Raw genomic sequence first — 18,738 nt, 5'->3', positions numbered from 1 at the left:
AAAAGGGACCGGCCAGCCTCACTGACCGGTTAAGGGATTACAGGCCAATCGCCCGGCGGTGCTCCGCCAGACGGTCGACGCCGTCGACTTTCAGCACCATGTTAACGACGTCAATCTCGATGACTTCGCGGCCATCAATCGTGAGCTGGTAATAGGCGCACTCAGTCGACATTTTGGTCGTGCCACTTTCGCCCTGCTTGTTCTCACCGCCGTCATATTCTTTGTGACGGCCACGCATCACCACCTCGACGGCAGAAATCGCGCCGGTGTCATCACGCTGGAAAGAGCCGGTAAAGCGCAGCGGCACACTGTCAGCGCCCGGCGAGGCATACTGCGCCCACAGCTCAACGTCAGGCAGACCGCCGAGCGTCCACTCCAGCGACAGCGCGTCGTCATCGAGTCCGAGGTCAATCGACACCGCGCCCGGCATCCCACCGCCGCGATATTTCTCCAGCTTGCGGGTCAGCTTTGGCAGGGTGACGGACTCTACGACGCCCATGTAGCTGAGGCCATCGTTGAACATATTCAGATATTTAAGTTTGCGGGGTAACGCCATGCTCTGAGCTCCTTAGCTGTTGACCGAGTCCGACAGATTCGCCAGATAGGTATCGGTGATGCGCTGGCGCAGGGTCAGGTTCTCCAGCGGCGGGACGGGGGTGTAGTCGTAATCGATATACAGCTTCCCGACTTTCAGGGTCGCAGTCTCGTTTGACTCCGGGTCATACCAGCAGGAGCCGTCAACGATATAGCCGTTATTTTTCAGCTCGCGGAATTTGGCATTGATGCCCGATACGATGTCGCGAATGAGCGTCGGGGTGATGGGTTTATCCATCGCCCACGCATGCGCCTCCGCCATTGTGTCGGCCAGTACCTGCGCGGTGCGGGTGTAGTTCTCATACAGGAAAAGCGGGTCATCTGAGCAGGTGCGGTTTCCCCAGAATTTGAAACCGTCATTGCGGATAAGCGTCGTAACACCGGCTTTGTTAAGCAGGTTGGCGTCGGTCGCGGGTTCCTGCAAATCCCACGACACGGAGGCGCTGACGCCGGTGACGCCATTCACGCCGACGTTTGACAGGGTTTTATGCCAGCCGACGGTCTGGTCAATTTTGGCACGCAGACCGAGCGCGCGCGCCGTTGCCCAGGCTGTCGCAGTCTCATTCGCCGTGGTGTCCCATGCCAGAAAATCCGGGAAGATAACCATCAGCTCGCGCTGGCTGAAATTCTCGCGGTAATCGATGGCGTCAGAAATGGTTTTGCAGCCCCACGCACTGACATAGCCAAACGCGCGCAGGCTCTGGCAGGTGGACGCGAGCGCCGTCGCCACTTCCTGTGAGTCCAGACCCGGCACGCCGAGAATGCGCGGCTTCACGCCGGTGACGGTCTGCGCCGTCAGCAGTGCTTTCAGGCCGGTATATTTGCCGTTTTCGTCAGTCGTGCCGATGATGTTGGAAATAGTTTGTTTCTTCCCGGCCTCCGGGTCGTCCGGGTCTTCGACACCTTCGGCCACGCGCACGGCCACAATGACCGGCTTACACTGGTCAGCGATGGCCTGCAGGGACGTCGACAGCGTCCCCTTTTTGCCCGCCTTACCGATGGCGCTTTGCACGTTAGTAATGAGCACCGGCTCATTGAGAGGAAACGTTTTTTCGTCAGCATCGCTGGCCGTGCAGACCATGCCGATAATAGCCGTTGAGACGGTGGAAATGGTGCGCACGCCATCATTAAGCTCGATGACCTCTACGCCATGATGAAAATCACTCATCCGTTTAACTCCGTGGTTAAGGGTGAGTGTATTTTCTGTTGTGTGGTGATGGCGGGCTATTTGTCAGGGTTGGATAAGGTCTGACACAACCGGGGAGCAGGAAAGCGCGGGCAACCGCCCGCCTGAGTTATTCCGGTCTTGGAGGCCACTCTCGCGTGGACTCATCCGTCCGGTTTAACAGTACGCTGTATCGTTCCCACGCGTCGAGTCGTCTGATTTCTTCTTCAGTGGCCATCTCTAACCTGACCGCACGTTCAAGCGGGGCAATTACGGTTTCGGCTTCAGCAAGCAACGTTTGTTTCTTTACCTCTGTTTGTTTTTTTAACTCTTCAGCAGTGTAAGTTCGGGGCGTTATCGTATTCCCATCAAATATCCACTCTCCACGAATATCCGCCCGGCGATTAGCTGTGGTATCAGGAACTTCGGCAACACTGAGATTTTCAGGCCACAACATCGATACGTCTTTGCTGATACTACGGATGACGCGATCATTATCGTATGTAAATTTAATCGAATCTGCTGAAAATAGCTTTTGGCTCTCGTACCAATCCTGACCATCTTCAGAAAATAAAAATAAGACGTTATGCTTTGCGAGTTCAATTTGTTCAACGGTGACGGGTTCACCACGGCTGAAATTTTTAATATTTTGCTGCATGCGTTATTCCTCCTGCTATTGCCCAACGACAAACCAGCCCCGCGACGGGAAACAAATCTGTAATGTGCGACGGTAAACATTATCAGGGACACGATCCCCGTCGTTCTGGGTTAACCCTGTCAGCACATACCCGGCCTGATCATTAAATCCACCAAACGGAACAGTCTGAACCAACGCAGTTTCAACAGCACCGAATCTGACATTCGATACAAAGTTCTGGTTAACCCAGTCCCACGTTGCACGGGTATTGATGTTGTTATCTCGTGAAGAAAAATTCGTACTAAGCCAGTCATGTAACCAGCCACTCCACCGGGTACCATAAATACTGCCATCAGGAGTAAATGCGGCTGTACCGGCTCTCAGGTAACCAGGTACAGACCAGTCACCGTTATTGAGATTGAATGACGCTATACGCGTTTGCCCGGCGCCGGAACCTTTACCAAATATACGAACCTCTGCGCCAAGAAGGTCTGTGTTAAACTCAGCACCCGACACAATGTTCTGAATAGAATATTGTGGACTGTCGCCATTTGTCGTTTTAATGGTTACACCAGACTCAGACAACGTCAGTGTTCCCGTCATCGTGTCACCATTTTTATCGACCGAATTAGTGGCTTTATCAACCGTGGGCTTTAAACCAATATTCTGGACAAACAACGATGGATTCGGAATATCTGAACCATTACGGTCTCTGGAAAGTCGTGCACTGGCATTATCCATTGCGATTTTGACCGCTCTCGGCGTGGCGGCCAGTTCTTCGCTGACGCTGTCAGCCTCATTACTCAGCTTCACAAGACCTTTTCGCGCCGTACTCGCGTCCTGAGCCGTATATTTCTCACTGGCAAGATCATGAGCCGCCTTAACCGCTTTTGGCGTCGCGGCGTGCGCCTCAGACTCGCTGTCAGTGGCGCTACTGAGCTGGATAATCCCCTTCTGCATCGTGGTCGCGTCCTGAGCCGTGTATTTGCCTTTCGCAAGGTCATACGCCGCCTTGACCGCGTTCGGCGTCGCGGCGAGCGTCTCAGACGTGCTGTCGGTCGCACTGCTTAACTGCGTGAAACCTTTTTCTTTCAGCGTGGCGTCAGGATGCCTGCGGGACTGCTCATGCTCTGCCAGTTTGTCGTCGACATAATCCTGCGTCGCCATCACCGTTGTCGCGTCAATGGACAGCTCCACCGAGGCGATACTGCTGACAATAATCACCATGCGACAGGTCTGCGCTCGCCCGGAGCCCTCAGCCAGCTCCGGCTTGTAGCTCTCCGCCATATTGGCAACGGCAATCAGCGTGCCGGCATCATCATACAGACCCAGCTCACGCATCCAGAAGCCGCCCACTTCGGGAGGAATGACCAGTTCGGCCACGATATAGTTTTTACTTTTGTTGTCCTGGCTGATTTTATTCAGCGCATGACGCCAGACTTCATTGATGAGTTTTACCTGACCAGCGTTCGGATCCGGCAGTGCGCCGCCGCCATCACCGACGGCCATCGCGGTAAGGTTCACTTTTTTACCACCCGACACCGTCGCCGCCGCCAGTTTTGCAGCACCGGCAGTGGTAATAATTGTTTTAAATTTCGTGCTCATTATTCCTCACTCATCCGGGATAAACCGTAATAATGTCGCCGTCATACACCACACCACCGACATACATATGACCGGGAATGTCCTGGATAATATTCAGGCCAATCAGGTGACGGCTGGCAGGTTTCGCATCCGCAATCAGGCGCTCCATTTCAAAATACATTTCCTCAGAAATACCGCTTTCCAGCACACCAATATCAAGCCGAAATGTGCCGGGCGGGTCGCGGGTCTCCCACCACTCCGTGACGTTGATGACATAGCCGAGCGGCTCCACCACCCGACGAACAGCCCCGATAGTGCCTTTGTGGCAGTGAATAAAGTACGCATCACGGATGACTGCGCGCTTCGTTTCCTCCGGCCAGTTCTCATCCCAGCGGTCGACAGAAAACGCCCACGCCAGCCACGGCAGCAAATTAGCCGGGCAGGAGTCAGGACTCCACAGACGACGCAGCGGGACGGGGGTGTTTTCAATATCCGCACAGGCACGCGCCGCCGCCACCTCAAGCGGTGACGAGCCCACCGGCAGCAGACGGGTATCACTCATCCGAGCCCCCGATCACAATGCGGTAATCAGTGCAAAATGACGCCTGCGCACTGCTGAGCACAAGGTCAGCCACCGGCGCAGCCAGCTCGACGCGCTGGACACCCTCGACATGCAGCGCGGCATAAATGGCAGACAGGCGAATATCACGCCCGAGGCGGTGCTGCGCGCTGATATAGCCCTCCAGTTTTTTCAAGGCAGCGGCGCGAATGGGTTCACTCTCGGGACCGGGATAGAGATACAGCGAGGCGGTTATCTGGTAGTCAACAATGTCGGCTGACTGCACCGTCACTCGGTCGGCGACCGGTCTGACATCTTCGGCATTCAGCGCGTTACGGACAACAGTGAGCAGCTCATCAGAGGCGACGCCGTTGTTTTCCCGCGACAGCACAGAAATCGTCACGCAGGCGGGCGACGGACTGGTCACTGAGATATCCGCGACCCGTCCGTCAGCGCTGCGGCCATGGAACTGATAAGCACCGCCAGACCCGGCCACGCTCATTCCTTCAAAAGCCTGCTGAATGCGCAGGCGGTAATCAGTGTCCGACTCCATAACGGCAGGTGTGGGCGGCAGCATGGTCTCATCCGCTGGCGTGATAACAAGACGCCCGACGCTGAAATTTGCGCCGATATTATCGAGGTCATTACCGGCGGCATACGCCAGCATGACCGCGCGCGCCGATTCATTCACGCGCTGACGCCAGATAACCTCCCGGTAAGCGTTCTCCTGCAGCAGCTTAACCATCGGCTCCGATTCAAGCGTCAGCGTGCGCGCAACCGCCTCCTGCTGTTCCTCGGGATACAGTGAGACAAGCGTCGCCTTTCGCTCTGCCAGAATGGTTTCAAAATCCAGCTCATCCACCACATCAGGCGCAGCGAGCAGGCTCAGGTCAACAATAGCCATAGTGTTTAACTCAGTGGAATGGTGATAGAAAAAGGCTGGCCTGACGCCGACCGCGTGCCGGTGATATCGACATACATCGCGCCGTCATTCTCCCCGAGTTCAAAGGTGATGGTCGTCAGGCTCACGCGCGGCTCCCACTTCTGGATCGCGGAATAACACGCGGCCATAATCTGCAGGCGCAGTGCCGGGGTCTGCGGCTGGTCCATCAATGCCGACAGCAGCGAGCCGTATTCACGGCGCATGACGCGCGAGCCAACCGGCGTGACCAGAATGTCGCGCACGCTCTGCCTGATATGCTCAACCTCAGAAACACTGAGCCCGGTATGACGGTTCATGCCCAGATAGCTCGTTGTCATTTTGTCCCCACCGTTCTGTCATCACCCCGTTTCACGCCGCCGTGGTCATGGTCATCCACCTGTACGCCGTTGGATTTAAACGTACCGCCGCCGTGCTCAATGTCGCCGCTCATCTTCCCGCCCTTTTGCACCTCAAGCGTGCCGGTAGTCAGCTTGTTGGTGCAGACCACCTCGGGGGTATCGAGCGTGATGCGGGTGGACGCTTTGACCAGTACCAGCGGCACAGTTGCGGCAATGGCGTCCGACGCGGTGACGTCAGCGGTTTTGATGCCACTCACCGTGAGCGACCCGCTTTTGGGTTCGTACTCGATAACCGCCCCATCTGGAAAGGAAACGTGAAAGGCATCAGGCGAGGCCGACGGCGCGGGATGTTCATCAGAAAAAATGCCGGGCAGCACAAAGGCAGTATCGAGTTCGCCGCCAATGGCAAGAATGAGCACCTGCTCGCCAACCGAGGGGGCCCACCAGACGCGCGAGCGACCGGCGCGGCAGGTCAGCCAGTTTAACCAGGTGGTTTGCATCCCACCGGTCTGGACACGACAGAGACCCTCATCGGGATTGACTGCAATCACAATGCCGGTGCGGATAAGGTTACGGATAGCGCGGGCGATATCCTGAATGGAATTTAAAGTATTCATGGGGAAAGGATGCCGCCGGGCATGAGCTGCGGCAATCGAGATGGGTTTTATCAGGAATGACACAACTTTTAAGAAAAAAACAATTCATAATAAAACGATATTTTCGATTACCTGTGCAAACTATAACAAAAGGAGTCACCTCCATAATGATGCCAGTATTTTTACTGATGATAGATGCGCCTGAGTTCCATATAGCGTCAATAATAACAGGCGCATAAACATATCATATATTTCGCTTTACAGCGCTAATAAAAAGCTCATCAACAAATAGTTCACCAATAATAACCAGATGACAAAAGTTATGACTTTTTAAACTTCTTAATTTTGTTTCGTATTCCGTCATATCGTTGAATCTCTTCATTGAGATTCACTGACTCAGGTCTCCTATATGCGTACTTATCGCTATGCGTATGCCCTTCCATATATCTACAGCATTGACCAAAGCTTTCCAGAAGTTCACCAATCAACTCCTCATCAAAATATACGCTAGAGAGACTATCAACACTTACTCGTTCATTATATCTCTGCACTACATTTTTAAATAGATCATTAATAACCAAAACTTCATAGCAAGTACGTAAAGCAGTAAATCCACTTTTAACTAAAAACTCTCTTTGTTCAGGTGGACAGTCATCCTTATTTGCATCGTTGTAGAATTTTTTGACAGGTTCAGAATTACGATAAACCTTTTCATGCGTAGGTGAATTTTTTAACCAAACTTGTCCAGGATTTCCATTTCTTTTTTCAATCCAATGACATTCATGGATCAAATCTGTATCTGTTGCATAGTTAATTAGGGCTGAAACAAACACTAAATCATGTGTAAAAACCACCACTTGCTTTTCTTCAGAGATAGATACAAGACGCTTGGCTATAACACTCTTCCTCTCTTCATCTAAAGAGTTGACCGGGTCATCAAACACCACACCTTTATTAACCGATGCAATATTAGTTTCCGCAATAAAATCAGCAAGTGCAATTACCCTTTGCTCACCTTCACTCAGTATTGATGCTGGATCTTTATTTTTAAGAAATAGTTGTCTATTTGACTGTGCATCTGAACTTTTTGCATCTATTTCAATACCAAAATTCCCATTCAGACTTTCACACTCCGCATTGAATGCGTCAATGTAAGCTGAATTAAAATAAACACCGGATAATTTTTTCTCAGCATTTGTGGACTGTGTTTTAAAAGAAGCTTTATTGAATAACTTGGCTTTTTGAACCCAAATTAAATTCTCATGCAATATTTCAATATCCGCATACCGCGATTCAAGTTTTTCCTTATGAGCCAAATATGTTTTACTTTCTAAAAGAGATGCTAACCTTTTAGTTTGCTCATCTTCTTCATAAGCTTGAATTTCCTCATCAACTTTACTTTCGACATCATCAATGAAGCTTAAATCTAACTGCACCTCTGATGTATTTATATCTTTCTTATCGTTTACACATTCAATAATCACTTGGCATAATGTTTTTTGCCTTTGTAAATCACCTAGAAGATTAGACAATCCATTTTCATATCTATCATTCAGCCAAATAGTCAGCACTTCATTTTCTGGAAATTGATTAAAGTCTATTGCCTCATAACTATCTATCACTTCTGCAAGTTCCTCGATAGCTGTTTTTGCATCTTGTTCTGCTACACTTTTAATATACTCCCAATAACTTTTAATCAAGTTCATTGGAGCGTCGCTGCTAATATCCTGATGACAAAAAAGGCAATTATCTCCAACTTGAGGATATTCACTATTATTTTGATTTGATGCAAAAGCCTGTGCTGCCTCAATAAATGTTTTCCATTCAGTAGATCCAATATTACTAATTTTTTCAGTATTAAACTTGTCAACACCTTCTTTTTGAGATGTGTCTACTTTCTGTCTACAGTCAGAAATAGCCTTAGTCATTATATTTAATTTTGTTTCAGCAAAAAAACCATTCACCTTTAACAAATTAGTCTTTTTAATTGATAACTGTTTTTTGATGTTCCTCAATTGCTTGAGCGTTTCATCCTTTTGAGCCAATGCTATTTTCAGATTATCATATTGACTATCAAGTTCAGCCCTACATTCTCTCTCACTATCAGTATACGGTAAATGAGACTTTAAAACCTCCATCTTTGAATTATGCGAAAGATTAATGAGAAAGCTTTTTATTTTTGACTCACCTGAGAAAATATCATCATCACCAAATGGATTTGCAGTAGCTTTTGTTAGAATTTCGCTTTTTAACTTTTCACTTAGTTTATCAATAACTATATTGAACTCGTTAAAAAGTTTTAAGCTGGCAGGGCGAAAACTAAAATCATTTCTTACACTGAGATGTTTTTTACCGATATCACCATCAAAAACAGAGAATTGAGTAAAAATTCCATTAGCTGCATCTGATGGATATTTTAACGAAATACTATCCCCACCAGAACAAAAATTAAAGGTTGCCGACACGGGTTTGTGTACTACATCGACATTAACATTTGGAAGTATTACGCTTTTATCTTTTGAATAAAATGCATTCTTCAACAACCTAACATATCCAGACTTACCTGCGCCGTTCGCACCATAAATAATCGTTAGATTTTTAGTTAGTTCGATAATCTGATTTTCAGCAAGTGCATTAACACCTTCAACATTTACAATTGAATGAAGCAACAAGTCATCTTTGAAATCATTCGAGGCATTCGGATTATAAGATATTGTTATTTCGGGGACTTCAACCCTTTCCTTAAGACCTAATTCTTGAAGAAGATAAGCATATCCATTATCAATAATATCATTTGTAATTTCATTACCAGCCAATATCTCAGAGCATAAATATTTTGCCCAATACGGTTGAGCGCTAATAAAAGCTTTAATCTCTGACTCAAGTGTTTTAACTTCTGTTGTTACTAATTTGTTCGCTTCCACTTTGACACATCCTTATATAACGAATAGTTACCTTGTATTTAAACGTCATTTTTCAGGAAACAGACTATCTCATAAAACCATAAAGTCCAATGTCTAAAGTTAATTAATAGATGCCTCGCACATATAGCTTCATTATTCTGCAGGTAACTCATAGCACCGTTTCACTTCTTCAGAGCAGATGCTTAACTATCAGTTCCTCAACCAGTCGTTTATCTGCTTGGTTGGATCCAAGTAATCGACGTTCAGGATATTGCACGTCATTGCTATGGAGGGTTGGTCGGTCTTTTAGCCCTAGCTGATGCACCCGTGCAATACGTTGTACCTTGCCCGTGAACTCCACCACAGCAGCATCATTGCTGCCACTGGCTTTCATGTAGCGACTCATTCGCAGCTTCTGGAACATCGCCCGTTTTATTCGCCCTTTTTTCGCCCTGAGTGGCTGGTGCTTTCGCGCCTGATACGGCGTGCCATCAGGTGCTTTTTGCTGTTTGATGCGTTGCTGCTGCGATTTGCGCAGTTCCTTCGCAATTTCAGCGGCCAGCTTACGGCGAGACGCCGGTGACAATGCCCCAATAAGCCCCGCAAGTTTGTCGTCAAAAGGCTTAAATTCATTCATCCCACTTACTCACCAGCTCTCCATTGATATAAAGCTCAGTCGGTCGTGTAACAGGCTCCGGCAGGGGTGGCTCCGGGGCATAGCTGACGTGTAACGCGCCGTTTTCCTCCCGGACAAGGGTGCGCTCCGTCAGTTGCAGGCTGATACTGATATCAACATTGTCCCCGTCGTTTAAGTCCATCTGGAATCGATAGCCCTTTTTGCGCCCGTCATCGAGCGTGCAGATATCCGGCTGGTTTTCTCGCAGCCACGCCGCCACCGGCACAAAAATCAGGTCGGGGTCGCCGACAAAGTCACTCACGATCACATTCAGCGTGTATTTCTTTTCATGGGACAGCGAAGCCGCGAGACGCGCATCGATATTCCCCTCATCGGCAAAGATACGCATCATCTCGGGGTTATTCATGAGCTGTGGGACGGCGTCATTCAGCGCTTTGCGCAGGCTTTTCATTTTCTGCATCGATTTTATCCTGACAGTCTTTGATGGTTTCGACCTTAATCGCACAGGCGGTGAGCGCGTGCTCCAGCCTGCGAATATCGGCACTCAGATCACCGTTATTGACGGGGTCGCTTCCCGGCATCGGGCAGAGGCTCACCTTCGGACAGGCGTTGTAAACAACGGGCGGCGGAGGCGCAGCCTGTTCGGATGTGCAACCGGCGCACAGCATCAGGCAACTTATCGCTGTACCAGCGGCGTAACGTCTCGTTTTCATTCATCAGCCTCGTTATGGTTTCTTCCCGTCTTGCCGCCTGCTCACCGGCAACGGCCAGCTCATCTCCGAGTCTGACCTGCGCATCCTCATTCGCCCTGGCGATTCGCTGCGATACGGCAAGCTGATTTTTCAGCATGCCAATCGTCGTCTTTTGCGCACTGGCGACGCGATTCGCTTTCTCAAATGACCGTGATAAGTTCTCATTTTCATGTCGCAGCCACAGCACCCCGGCCAGCGCAGCAACCAGAAGGATCACAATGAATCTGGACACATCCCCTCCCCCTCGATGCGTTGACGGTAAGCAGTGCGCACAGCCTTAAGCACCAGAACACAAATCAGATACAGCAGCGCTGTAAACACCCATCCCGCGCCTACCAGACAGGAAAAAACGCCAGCAAAAATAAGCAGCGACCAGAAGCGGTGCAGCGGGGAAGGTTTACGACAAAACACAAAACGAAAAATCTTCATTACCGCATCATTCAGCGGGATACCCTTTTGCCGGTTTCCCTGCCAGTGCTCATAGGCAGCCACACCGGCGATGCTGGCAGCAATGCAGACCAGACAGCCAAACAGCGCCCATACAGCAACGAAATTGACCGCCACGCTCTGCGGGTTCGTCAGCCCCATAAGCAGCATCAGCGCCAGCAGGAAATCAAAAATCAGTGAGGTAATGTGTTGTTTCATTGAGTCACTCCTTTCATGCAATACGCCAGCTCCCGCGCGCGGCGGTTCTCCAGCCCTTTGTTTTTTGTGCCATTGACATACACCCAGCGGGTGAGCTGGTCGCACGCCTGCCACCACTGATGACGTTTGAGATACGAGACCAGCGTCGACCTGCAGGCCGCACCGGTTCCGACGTTAAACGCAAAACTGACCAGCGAGTCATAGACGCGCGGTGGCATATCCACCGGCACACAGACCGCGAGCCGTTGCTCGACGTTAAGCACATCGGAAACGAGATTCTCCGACGCCTGTCGCTCTGTGATATCCCCTTTCGGGACAACCCCGGCAGTGTGGCCGATGCCCGACGTCCACACTCCCGCGCTGCACTGGTAAGGTGTCAGGCGACATCCTTCGAGGTCGGCAATCAGTGCAAGCCCCTCGAGCGAGGTGTTAAGCAGACGAAAGTCAGGCACCAGTGCCGCCAGCGCCAGCACGGCGGCCACACTGCAGCGTTTAATGATTGAGCTCACGGACAGCCTCCTTATCGAGTCCGAGTGAGGTCAGGTAGCGGTAGGTTTTGCGCTTAAACCAGTAATTAGTCAGCGCGGTAAAAATGGCGCAGGCACTACCCACATAGAGCGCCAGCTTTTCGGGGGACATCGCCCCGAAATACGCCAGCCCCACGGCCAGCCAGTAAGCGATAAACGTCGTGATTTTTTCCACACTCAGTCCCATAAATTCACCGTCTCGGTTTTCGGGGCGCTGTCAGTTTCGGGCAGTTCGATTGCCGTGCCGTGCGGCAGAATAACGCCCAGCTCCGACAGCCCCGGATTCGCCTGCAGCACCGTTTCAACGACGCCCTCAGTGCGCCCGTAATACCGGGCGCAAATCGCATCGAGGGTGTCGCCCTGCATAGCCCTGACCTTCATCAGATTTGGCCGACAATACAGCGCGGCTTGTCCTGAATACGCGCCACAGACCAGCGCATATCCCGCCACAGCTCATCGATAACCGCCTCGGTGCTTTCCGCTTTGCGGTCACCTTTCGCCGTCGCATCGATGCCGCGATAGCGCTCAAACAGCGTGGCACTGGTCATGGCGCAGACGGCGCGGAAATAATGGAAACAGCGCACGCTTTCGCCATCGATATCATCGGCAGGCACATCAGCCAGCGTGTCATGCCCTGCGGCCATTTGCTCAACCCGCCACAGGGCAAGCTCCGCATTGGTTTCAGCCATACCGGCTTTAATCGCATCATTCAGGCGCAGCGCGGAAACGGTCTGCTCCAGACGCATCAGCTCGCGCACACGCTTCGGATCCACATCAGGGAAAAAGAAAGTATTTTTTATTACCGGCTCGCTCACGCCCGGTGGTGGTATCACCACGCCCGGCACATCCTGCGGCTCTTTTTTTGGCTCAATAATCACTGTCGTCATGACAACCTCGGGTAATGGGTGGGCGGTGGACGCCGGTCGCAGTCAGGGCAATCAATACCCGCATTGACCGGCGTGCCGCCCGGCTCGGGGAGCGTTCTGTTAACCTGCGGCTTTTTCCGCTTTCGGGGGACGCCCGCGCCGTGCCGCCGGTTTAGCGGCAGGTTTGCGCGTGCGCGGTTTATTCTGTTTGGGTGCGGGTTCTGGTTTGGGTTTCAGCGCGCGCTCGAGCTGTTCAATATCTTTTTTCACACCGACAGCCCGCTCTAACTGGATCGCACGCTGCAGGTGCGCCAGCGCGTCAGGCAGACGGCCAGCCTCACGCAGCACGTAGCCGGTAATTTTGTGCAGCTTCGCGCGCACGATATCCGGCATGTCTGCCCGTTCGGTCAGTGCGATGGTGTCGAGCAGGAGAGACAGCCCGACAGGCTGTTTCGCATCGAGCAGGCGCTGCGCTGACAGGGCGACCTCTTCGGCCAGTAAATACGGCGTGGTGCGCCGGTGGCCGCCGGTCGGCATGGTCAGGCCATAGGTCATCGCATAGCGGGCAATCTCCAGCGCACCGGCGATGTCATCCGCATCGAGACGCCACAGCATGACGGTCATGACAATGTCATCCTGCGCCCCTTTTCCGGCGCTGAGGACACCCGACACCCACGGCAGATAGAACGGCAGCAGCTCACGCTTTTTGTCTGCCTTGCGTTCATTGGAGCGGATTTGTTTTAACGTGCGACAGTCTGCGGCCAGCTTGACGAGCATCTGCTCATAGGCAGTTGCATTGCGCAGCGGAGCAGCAGCCCGCCGCGCATTCTCAGAGGCCGAGACCCGCATCATGTGACGCGCTGCGGGACTCGTCATGGCTTATTCCCCGCTTTCCGGTGCGGCAGGTGCGGTGAAGTCACCGAGATTGATGTTTTCAATCAGGCAACCGGCGGCGTAAGCCTCGACCACATAGTCAATATTCATCGACTCGTAGTTTTCGACACGGTCTTTTTTCGGCTCCTCGATAATGGCGCGGCGGTGTGCATCATCCATGAAGTAAATCGACAGATTATCGAGGCGAGTCACCATCAGGGCATTCGCCGGGAAATACGGCACGCGCACAGCAGGCAGGTTGCCGATACGCTTCTGGCTGATGATGATGTCAGCGGCCAGCGTTTCGCTGTTTTCCTGCGCCTTGTTAACCAGCGGGAAATATTTATCCGCCATCAGCTTACGGCCAGTAATAACGACGAGCTCCGGGTCATCCTGATAAATCTCATCAATCAGGTTGGTGGTCGCATCCATCACCAGCGCATCGAGGTTTTCATAGTCACCGTTTTTACCCACGCGGATCACATCGTAAATGACCTTGCCGTCATCATCGGTGACGTTGGACATCACGCGCGCGGCAGCTTCATTGCGGTATTTCTGCAGCCAGCCCACCGCGACATCCTGCAGCATCGGGTTCGTTTTGCGGTTGGAGGTCTCCGCGCGGGTGATACCGTTGAAACCGGCCATGATGAAATCGAGCGACTGACGCTTGATAATCGCGTCACGGATACGGGTCTGAAAGTCCTGGAAACGCGCCCACAGGTCGAGCTGTTTGTAACGAATATGGAAATCAAAGTTGATTTGCGCGCATTCGTATTTGTTGGATTCGAGCGCAGTGAAATCAGCAGTCTTACGCTCGTCATCGGCGGCGGTGTCCGTGGTGCTCGCAATCGTGCCGTTGACGCCAACCCCTACCTTTTCGCCTTTCAGCTCGTCGACCGGCACGATATTAATTTTGGTCAGAAACGCGGATGACGCCTGCAGGGTGGTCATCAGGGTCTGCGTCACGGACGGCTCAACGGTGAATTTTTTTGCCACGTCGTCGGTGTCGACGCCATTCAGCTCCGCCACGCGGGACAGGTAAGCATTGAATTTAAAGCGGGTATCTTTACGCATTGTTATTCCTGTTTTTCTAAAAAGGGGCATCAGGCCGGGCGACACGCACCCGGCAGGTCTGTCAGCAGTTGGTCAGCAGCTCGTCACCCGCCCCGCCTTTCGATTTCTCGCGGCGCGGCTGGCGATAGCTTTCGGTGTTATCGAGGGAGCTTTTCAGGGCATTAAGCGCCTGCGCGCTTTGCGTGGTCTGGCTGGTCACGTCCTGCTTTAGCTGTGCAAAGGCGGTTTCCAGCTCACTGACGCGCGTTTCGGTGGCGGTCAGGTTGGTCTGTACCTGCTCAGAGACGGCGGTCACCGCTTCATGCACATCAGCAAGACGGGCGTCATCGCTGACCTGTTTGCGGCTAAAAATCGATTTGACCTTATCGGTCAGGCTGTTGAGCATGGAGTCGGGAACATCCTCGAATTCCAGCTCAGCAAGGGAGGCCACCGAGAAGAGGTCGCCCGGCTGGTCTTTTTTACCGGCGAGCGGGTTCTGCGCAGCACGGCTGCAGAATTCGAGATATTCCGTACCGAGGCTTGCCGGGTCATCGGTTACAGCAAGGCCAACGAGATAACATTTACCGGTGTTGGAGAAATTCGGGCGAATTTCCATCGAGGTGTAAACCTTCTGACCGGCACGCACCATGCTCATCAGTTCATCAAGCGGTGCAATCTTGCCAAACAGCGCTTTTTTGCCGTTCAGCGCAGAGTCATCACTGATGATTTCCGCTTTCACTTCGGTCACGTCGCCATAGCGTTTAAACGGACTGTCAGGCCAGAGGCTTTTGATGTGTTCGAGGTTAATACGGCAACCGTAGACACGCGGGTCAAAGGTATCCGCCATGTCCTGAATGTCATCGCCGTTAATGACACGGCCATCGCAGGTGTCACCCTCGACGCCGATGCGAAACCATTTAGAAACTTTCTTTGCCATTGTTCAGGTGTCCTGATGTTGGGTTTTCGGTTCGGGTGTAGTTTCCCGACTCCGCCCCGCATCAGCCACCGCTTGCAGACGTGCGATCCCTGATACAACAGGGGGTTAGCGATAATGCCCCGCTATTTCCTTAGCCTTGCCCCGTATTCACTGACACGAGGAAACCATGACCATTTCGACTGACCTCTCCCTTTTGCACGACCCACGACGACAGGCGCGCCTGCTGTTCTGGCAGGGGTTTTCCGTGCCACAAATCGCCGACACGCTGCAGGTCAAGCGCCCGACCGTGCAGAGCTGGAAACAGCGTGACGGGTGGGAGGAAACCGCCCCGCTTAACCGCGTGGAATCCACGCTTGAAGCGCGCCTGATTCAGCTTTATGCAAAGCCTGACCTCACGCCGCATGACTTCAAGGTCGCTGATTTTCTGTCACGCCAGATGGAACGGCTCGCACGCGTCAGCCGCTACGGCCAGACCGGAAACGAGGCAGATTTAAACCCCAACATTGCCAGCCGCAACAAAGGCGATCGCCGCAAGCCAAAACGTAATTTTTTCAGCGATGAGGCCATCGAAAAGCTCGAAGAGATTTTCTTCGATCAGTCCTTTGAGTATCAGCTCAACTGGCACAAGGCCGGTATCGCGCACCGTATTCGCCACATCCTCAAATCGCGCCAGATTGGCGCCACATTTTACTTTGCCCGCGAGTCATTGTTGCGCGCCCTGAAAACCGGGCAAAACCAGATATTTTTGTCAGCCAGTAAGACGCAGGCTTACGTGTTCCGAAAGTACATCATCGCCTTTGCCCGCATGGTCGACGTCGACCTGTCAGGCGACCCGATTGTCATCGGTAACAATGGCGCAGAGCTGATTTTTCTCGGGACCAACTCCAACACGGCGCAGAGCCATAACGGCGACCTGTATGTTGATGAAATCTTCTGGATCCCCAACTTTCAGAAACTGCGCAAAGTCGCCTCGGGGATGGCGTCACAGTCCCACCTGCGCACCACCTATTTTTCAACCCCCTCGACGCTGGCACATGGCGCTTATCCGTTCTGGTCAGGTGAGCTGTTTAACCGGGGACGCAGCAGCGCTGCCGAGTGTGTCGACATCGATATCAGTCATAAAGCGCTGGCCGGGGGCGTGCTGTGCCCGGACGGTCAGTGGCGGCAGATTGTCACCATCGAGGACGCGCTCGCCGGGGGATGCACGCTGTTTAATCTGGATCAGCTGAAACAGGAAAACAGCGCCGATGATTTCCGCAACCTCTTCATGTGTGAGTTTGTCGACGACAAAGCGTCGGTATTCCCGTTCGAGGAGCTGCAGCGCTGCATGGTTGATGCGATGGAAGAATGGGAGGACTTCGAGCCGTTTTCCGACCGTCCGTTTAACTGGCGTCCGGTGTGGATTGGCTATGACCCGTCACACACCGGCGACAGCGCAGGCTGCGCGGTACTGGCTCCGCCGCTGGTTGCCGGTGGCAAGTTCCGCATCCTTGAGCGTCACCAGTGGAAAGGCATGGATTTTGCGACGCAGGCCGGGGCCATACGCGAGCTGACCGAAAAATACTGCGTCGAGTATATCGGCATCGATGCGACCGGCATCGGCCAGGGTGTTTACCAGCTCGTGCGCTCGTTCTTCCCGGCGGCACGCGCCATTCGCTACACACCGGAAATGAAAACCGCGATGGTGCTGAAAGCGAAAGACACCATCAGACGCGGATGTCTGGAATACGACGCCGGGGCAACCGATATCACACAATCATTTATGGCTATCCGTAAAACCATGACCAGCAGCGGGCGCAGCTCCACCTATGAGGCCAGCCGCAGCGAAGAGGCCAGCCACGCAGACATCGCATGGGCAACTATGCACGCCCTGTTAAACGAGCCGCTTTCCGCCGGTAGTGGTATGCATTCAACGTCAATTCTGGATATTAACTGACATGAAAAAACAACAGAAGAAACCCGCCACAACGACTGCCAGCACACCGCAGAAAATGGAGGCGTTCACCTTTGGCGAGCCTTCAGCCGTTCTGGATCGCCGCGATATCCTCGATTATGTCGAGTGCATCAATAACGGTAAGTGGTACGAGCCGCCGGTCAACTTCTCAGGTCTGGCAAAAAGCCTGCGCGCCGCCGTGCATCACAGCTCGCCGATTTACGTGAAACGAAATATCCTGACGAGCACCTACATCCCGCACCCGCTCCTGTCGCGTCAGGATTTCAGCCGCCTCGTGCTGGATTATCTGGTCTTTGCCAACGGCTATCTTGAGAAGCGCATGAGCGTTACCGGCCAGCTTTTGAAACTGGAAACAACACCGGCAAAATATACCCGTCGTGGTGTCGAGGATGGCGTTTACTGGTACATATCAAGCTTTAACAACCCGCACCAGTTCGCACCCGGCTCGGTGTTTCACCTGCTGGAGCCTGATATCAATCAGGAGCTTTACGGCATGCCGGAATACCTGAGCGCACTCAATTCCGCCTGGCTGAATGAATCCGCCACCCTGTTTCGTCGCAAGTATTACCAGAATGGCGCGCACGCGGGTTACATCATGTACGTCACCGACGCAGCGCAAAGCAGCACTGACGTCGAATCGCTGCGTTCAGCAATGCGTGATTCAAAGGGACTCGGGAATTTTAAAAACCTGTTTTTCTACGCGCCCAACGGGAAACCTGATGGCATCAAGATAGTGCCGCTGAGTGAGGTCGCCACGAAAGATGACTTTTTCAATATCAAAAAGGTGAGCGCTGCTGACCTGCTCGATGCGCACCGCGTACCGTTCCAGCTCATGGGCGGCAAGCCGGAAAATATTGGCTCAATGGGGGATGTTGAGAAGGTGGCACGAGTATTTGTGCGTAACGAACTGACCCCGTTGCAGGAGCGTTTTAAAGAGATTAACGACTGGCTCGGAATGGAGGTGATCCGCTTTAAAGATTACAGCCTCGAATCAGAGTAACCGCGCAAAAATTGCCGCCTCAGGGCGGCCTCATCCCTGACAGCCTCAGATACACCACACGCCGCACAATCCCACGAACACATCATCGCAGACCGGCAAAGCATCAGCGCCGTCACGACGCCCACAGGCGCATTAAATTAAATGCTGTCACCGCCTCTGGCGCGCAGTGCTATCC

At 52.5% G+C, this 18,738-nt stretch carries 23 protein-coding genes; 2 read left to right on the top strand and 21 right to left on the bottom strand.

All coding sequences use genetic code 11. The features are described 5' to 3' along the window. Positions 1 to 37 precede the first annotated feature (37 nt). From EHN13_RS14080 to EHN13_RS13980, 21 genes are all read right to left on the bottom strand, one after another. On the bottom strand, positions 38 to 556 hold the full coding sequence (locus EHN13_RS14080) for a phage major tail tube protein (protein ID WP_041327772.1): 519 nt from the start codon (positions 554 to 556) through the stop codon (positions 38 to 40). Positions 557 to 568: 12 nt separating this feature from the next. Then, positions 569 to 1,762: a phage tail sheath protein gene (locus EHN13_RS14075; RefSeq protein ID WP_124021599.1), complete on the bottom strand. Its 1,194-nt coding sequence runs from the start codon at positions 1,760 to 1,762 to the stop codon at positions 569 to 571. Positions 1,763 to 1,889: 127 nt separating this feature from the next. Then, the gene (locus EHN13_RS14070; protein ID WP_124021598.1) at positions 1,890 to 2,417 is read right to left on the bottom strand and encodes a tail fiber assembly protein; all 528 of its coding nucleotides are present in this window, start codon (positions 2,415 to 2,417) and stop codon (positions 1,890 to 1,892) included. A gap of 15 nt (positions 2,418 to 2,432) precedes the next feature. Then, positions 2,433 to 4,001 (bottom strand): phage tail-collar fiber domain-containing protein, encoded by a 1,569-nt coding sequence (locus EHN13_RS24355; protein WP_232034639.1) that lies wholly within the window; start codon positions 3,999 to 4,001, stop codon positions 2,433 to 2,435. Positions 4,002 to 4,011: 10 nt separating this feature from the next. Beyond that, positions 4,012 to 4,542: a phage tail protein I gene (locus EHN13_RS14060; RefSeq protein ID WP_124021597.1), complete on the bottom strand. Its 531-nt coding sequence runs from the start codon at positions 4,540 to 4,542 to the stop codon at positions 4,012 to 4,014. Beyond that, on the bottom strand, positions 4,535 to 5,443 hold the full coding sequence (locus EHN13_RS14055) for a baseplate assembly protein (protein ID WP_124021596.1): 909 nt from the start codon (positions 5,441 to 5,443) through the stop codon (positions 4,535 to 4,537). Before EHN13_RS14055 ends, EHN13_RS14060 begins: the two co-directional genes overlap by 8 nt. A 5-nt stretch (positions 5,444 to 5,448) precedes the next feature. Next, positions 5,449 to 5,799, bottom strand: coding sequence for a GPW/gp25 family protein (locus EHN13_RS14050; RefSeq protein WP_124021595.1), 351 nt, complete (start codon positions 5,797 to 5,799; stop codon positions 5,449 to 5,451). Continuing rightward, positions 5,796 to 6,437, bottom strand: a complete 642-nt coding sequence (locus tag EHN13_RS14045) for a phage baseplate assembly protein V (protein ID WP_124021594.1) — start codon at positions 6,435 to 6,437, stop codon at positions 5,796 to 5,798. The genes EHN13_RS14050 and EHN13_RS14045 overlap by 4 nt, the downstream gene beginning before the upstream one ends. A gap of 299 nt (positions 6,438 to 6,736) precedes the next feature. After that, positions 6,737 to 9,340 (bottom strand): AAA family ATPase, encoded by a 2,604-nt coding sequence (locus EHN13_RS14040; protein WP_124021593.1) that lies wholly within the window; start codon positions 9,338 to 9,340, stop codon positions 6,737 to 6,739. A 169-nt stretch (positions 9,341 to 9,509) separates the two neighbouring features. Further along, positions 9,510 to 9,956 (bottom strand): phage virion morphogenesis protein, encoded by a 447-nt coding sequence (locus EHN13_RS14035; RefSeq protein WP_124021592.1) that lies wholly within the window; start codon positions 9,954 to 9,956, stop codon positions 9,510 to 9,512. Beyond that, complete coding sequence (locus EHN13_RS14030) at positions 9,949 to 10,416, bottom strand: phage tail protein (RefSeq protein ID WP_124021591.1); 468 nt, start codon at positions 10,414 to 10,416, stop codon at positions 9,949 to 9,951. Before EHN13_RS14030 ends, EHN13_RS14035 begins: the two co-directional genes overlap by 8 nt. Next, a complete protein-coding gene (lysC, locus tag EHN13_RS24350) occupies positions 10,379 to 10,624 on the bottom strand; it encodes an Rz1-like lysis system protein LysC (protein ID WP_232034640.1) in 246 nt (81 codons plus the stop codon). The genes EHN13_RS14030 and lysC overlap by 38 nt, the downstream gene beginning before the upstream one ends. Continuing rightward, the gene (gene lysB, locus EHN13_RS14020; protein WP_124021590.1) at positions 10,512 to 10,940 is read right to left on the bottom strand and encodes an Rz-like lysis system protein LysB; all 429 of its coding nucleotides are present in this window, start codon (positions 10,938 to 10,940) and stop codon (positions 10,512 to 10,514) included. The genes lysC and lysB overlap by 113 nt, the downstream gene beginning before the upstream one ends. Then, entirely contained in the window at positions 10,922 to 11,353 is a 432-nt protein-coding gene (locus tag EHN13_RS14015) for a DNZ54_00345 family protein (protein ID WP_124021589.1), read from the bottom strand. Before EHN13_RS14015 ends, lysB begins: the two co-directional genes overlap by 19 nt. Continuing rightward, complete coding sequence (locus tag EHN13_RS14010) at positions 11,350 to 11,862, bottom strand: lysozyme (protein WP_124021588.1); 513 nt, start codon at positions 11,860 to 11,862, stop codon at positions 11,350 to 11,352. Before EHN13_RS14010 ends, EHN13_RS14015 begins: the two co-directional genes overlap by 4 nt. After that, entirely contained in the window at positions 11,846 to 12,067 is a 222-nt protein-coding gene (locus EHN13_RS14005; protein WP_088168994.1) for a phage holin family protein, read from the bottom strand. The genes EHN13_RS14010 and EHN13_RS14005 overlap by 17 nt, the downstream gene beginning before the upstream one ends. Then, entirely contained in the window at positions 12,058 to 12,261 is a 204-nt protein-coding gene (locus EHN13_RS14000; RefSeq protein ID WP_046276226.1) for a tail protein X, read from the bottom strand. Before EHN13_RS14000 ends, EHN13_RS14005 begins: the two co-directional genes overlap by 10 nt. Further along, positions 12,261 to 12,767 (bottom strand): head completion/stabilization protein, encoded by a 507-nt coding sequence (locus EHN13_RS13995; protein ID WP_046276225.1) that lies wholly within the window; start codon positions 12,765 to 12,767, stop codon positions 12,261 to 12,263. Before EHN13_RS13995 ends, EHN13_RS14000 begins: the two co-directional genes overlap by 1 nt. Positions 12,768 to 12,866: 99 nt before the next feature. Further along, positions 12,867 to 13,622, bottom strand: a complete 756-nt coding sequence (locus EHN13_RS13990; RefSeq protein WP_124021587.1) for a phage terminase small subunit — start codon at positions 13,620 to 13,622, stop codon at positions 12,867 to 12,869. Between the two features lie 3 nt (positions 13,623 to 13,625). Further along, complete coding sequence (locus EHN13_RS13985; protein ID WP_124021586.1) at positions 13,626 to 14,693, bottom strand: phage major capsid protein, P2 family; 1,068 nt, start codon at positions 14,691 to 14,693, stop codon at positions 13,626 to 13,628. A gap of 61 nt (positions 14,694 to 14,754) precedes the next feature. Then, positions 14,755 to 15,609: a GPO family capsid scaffolding protein gene (locus tag EHN13_RS13980; protein ID WP_088168989.1), complete on the bottom strand. Its 855-nt coding sequence runs from the start codon at positions 15,607 to 15,609 to the stop codon at positions 14,755 to 14,757. A gap of 166 nt (positions 15,610 to 15,775) precedes the next feature. Here EHN13_RS13980 and EHN13_RS13975 point away from each other — a divergent pair, with 166 nt between their 5' ends. Both EHN13_RS13975 and EHN13_RS13970 read left to right on the top strand, forming a co-directional pair. Further along, positions 15,776 to 17,545, top strand: coding sequence for a terminase ATPase subunit family protein (locus tag EHN13_RS13975; RefSeq protein WP_124021585.1), 1,770 nt, complete (start codon positions 15,776 to 15,778; stop codon positions 17,543 to 17,545). Between the two features lies 1 nt (position 17,546). Further along, positions 17,547 to 18,563, top strand: coding sequence for a phage portal protein (locus EHN13_RS13970; protein WP_124021584.1), 1,017 nt, complete (start codon positions 17,547 to 17,549; stop codon positions 18,561 to 18,563). Positions 18,564 to 18,738: the final 175 nt, after the last annotated feature.

The organism is Citrobacter youngae (genome assembly GCF_003818115.1).
Taxonomy (GTDB): Bacteria; Pseudomonadota; Gammaproteobacteria; order Enterobacterales; family Enterobacteriaceae; genus Citrobacter; species Citrobacter youngae.
This window is presented reverse-complemented; position numbering and strand designations above follow the sequence as displayed.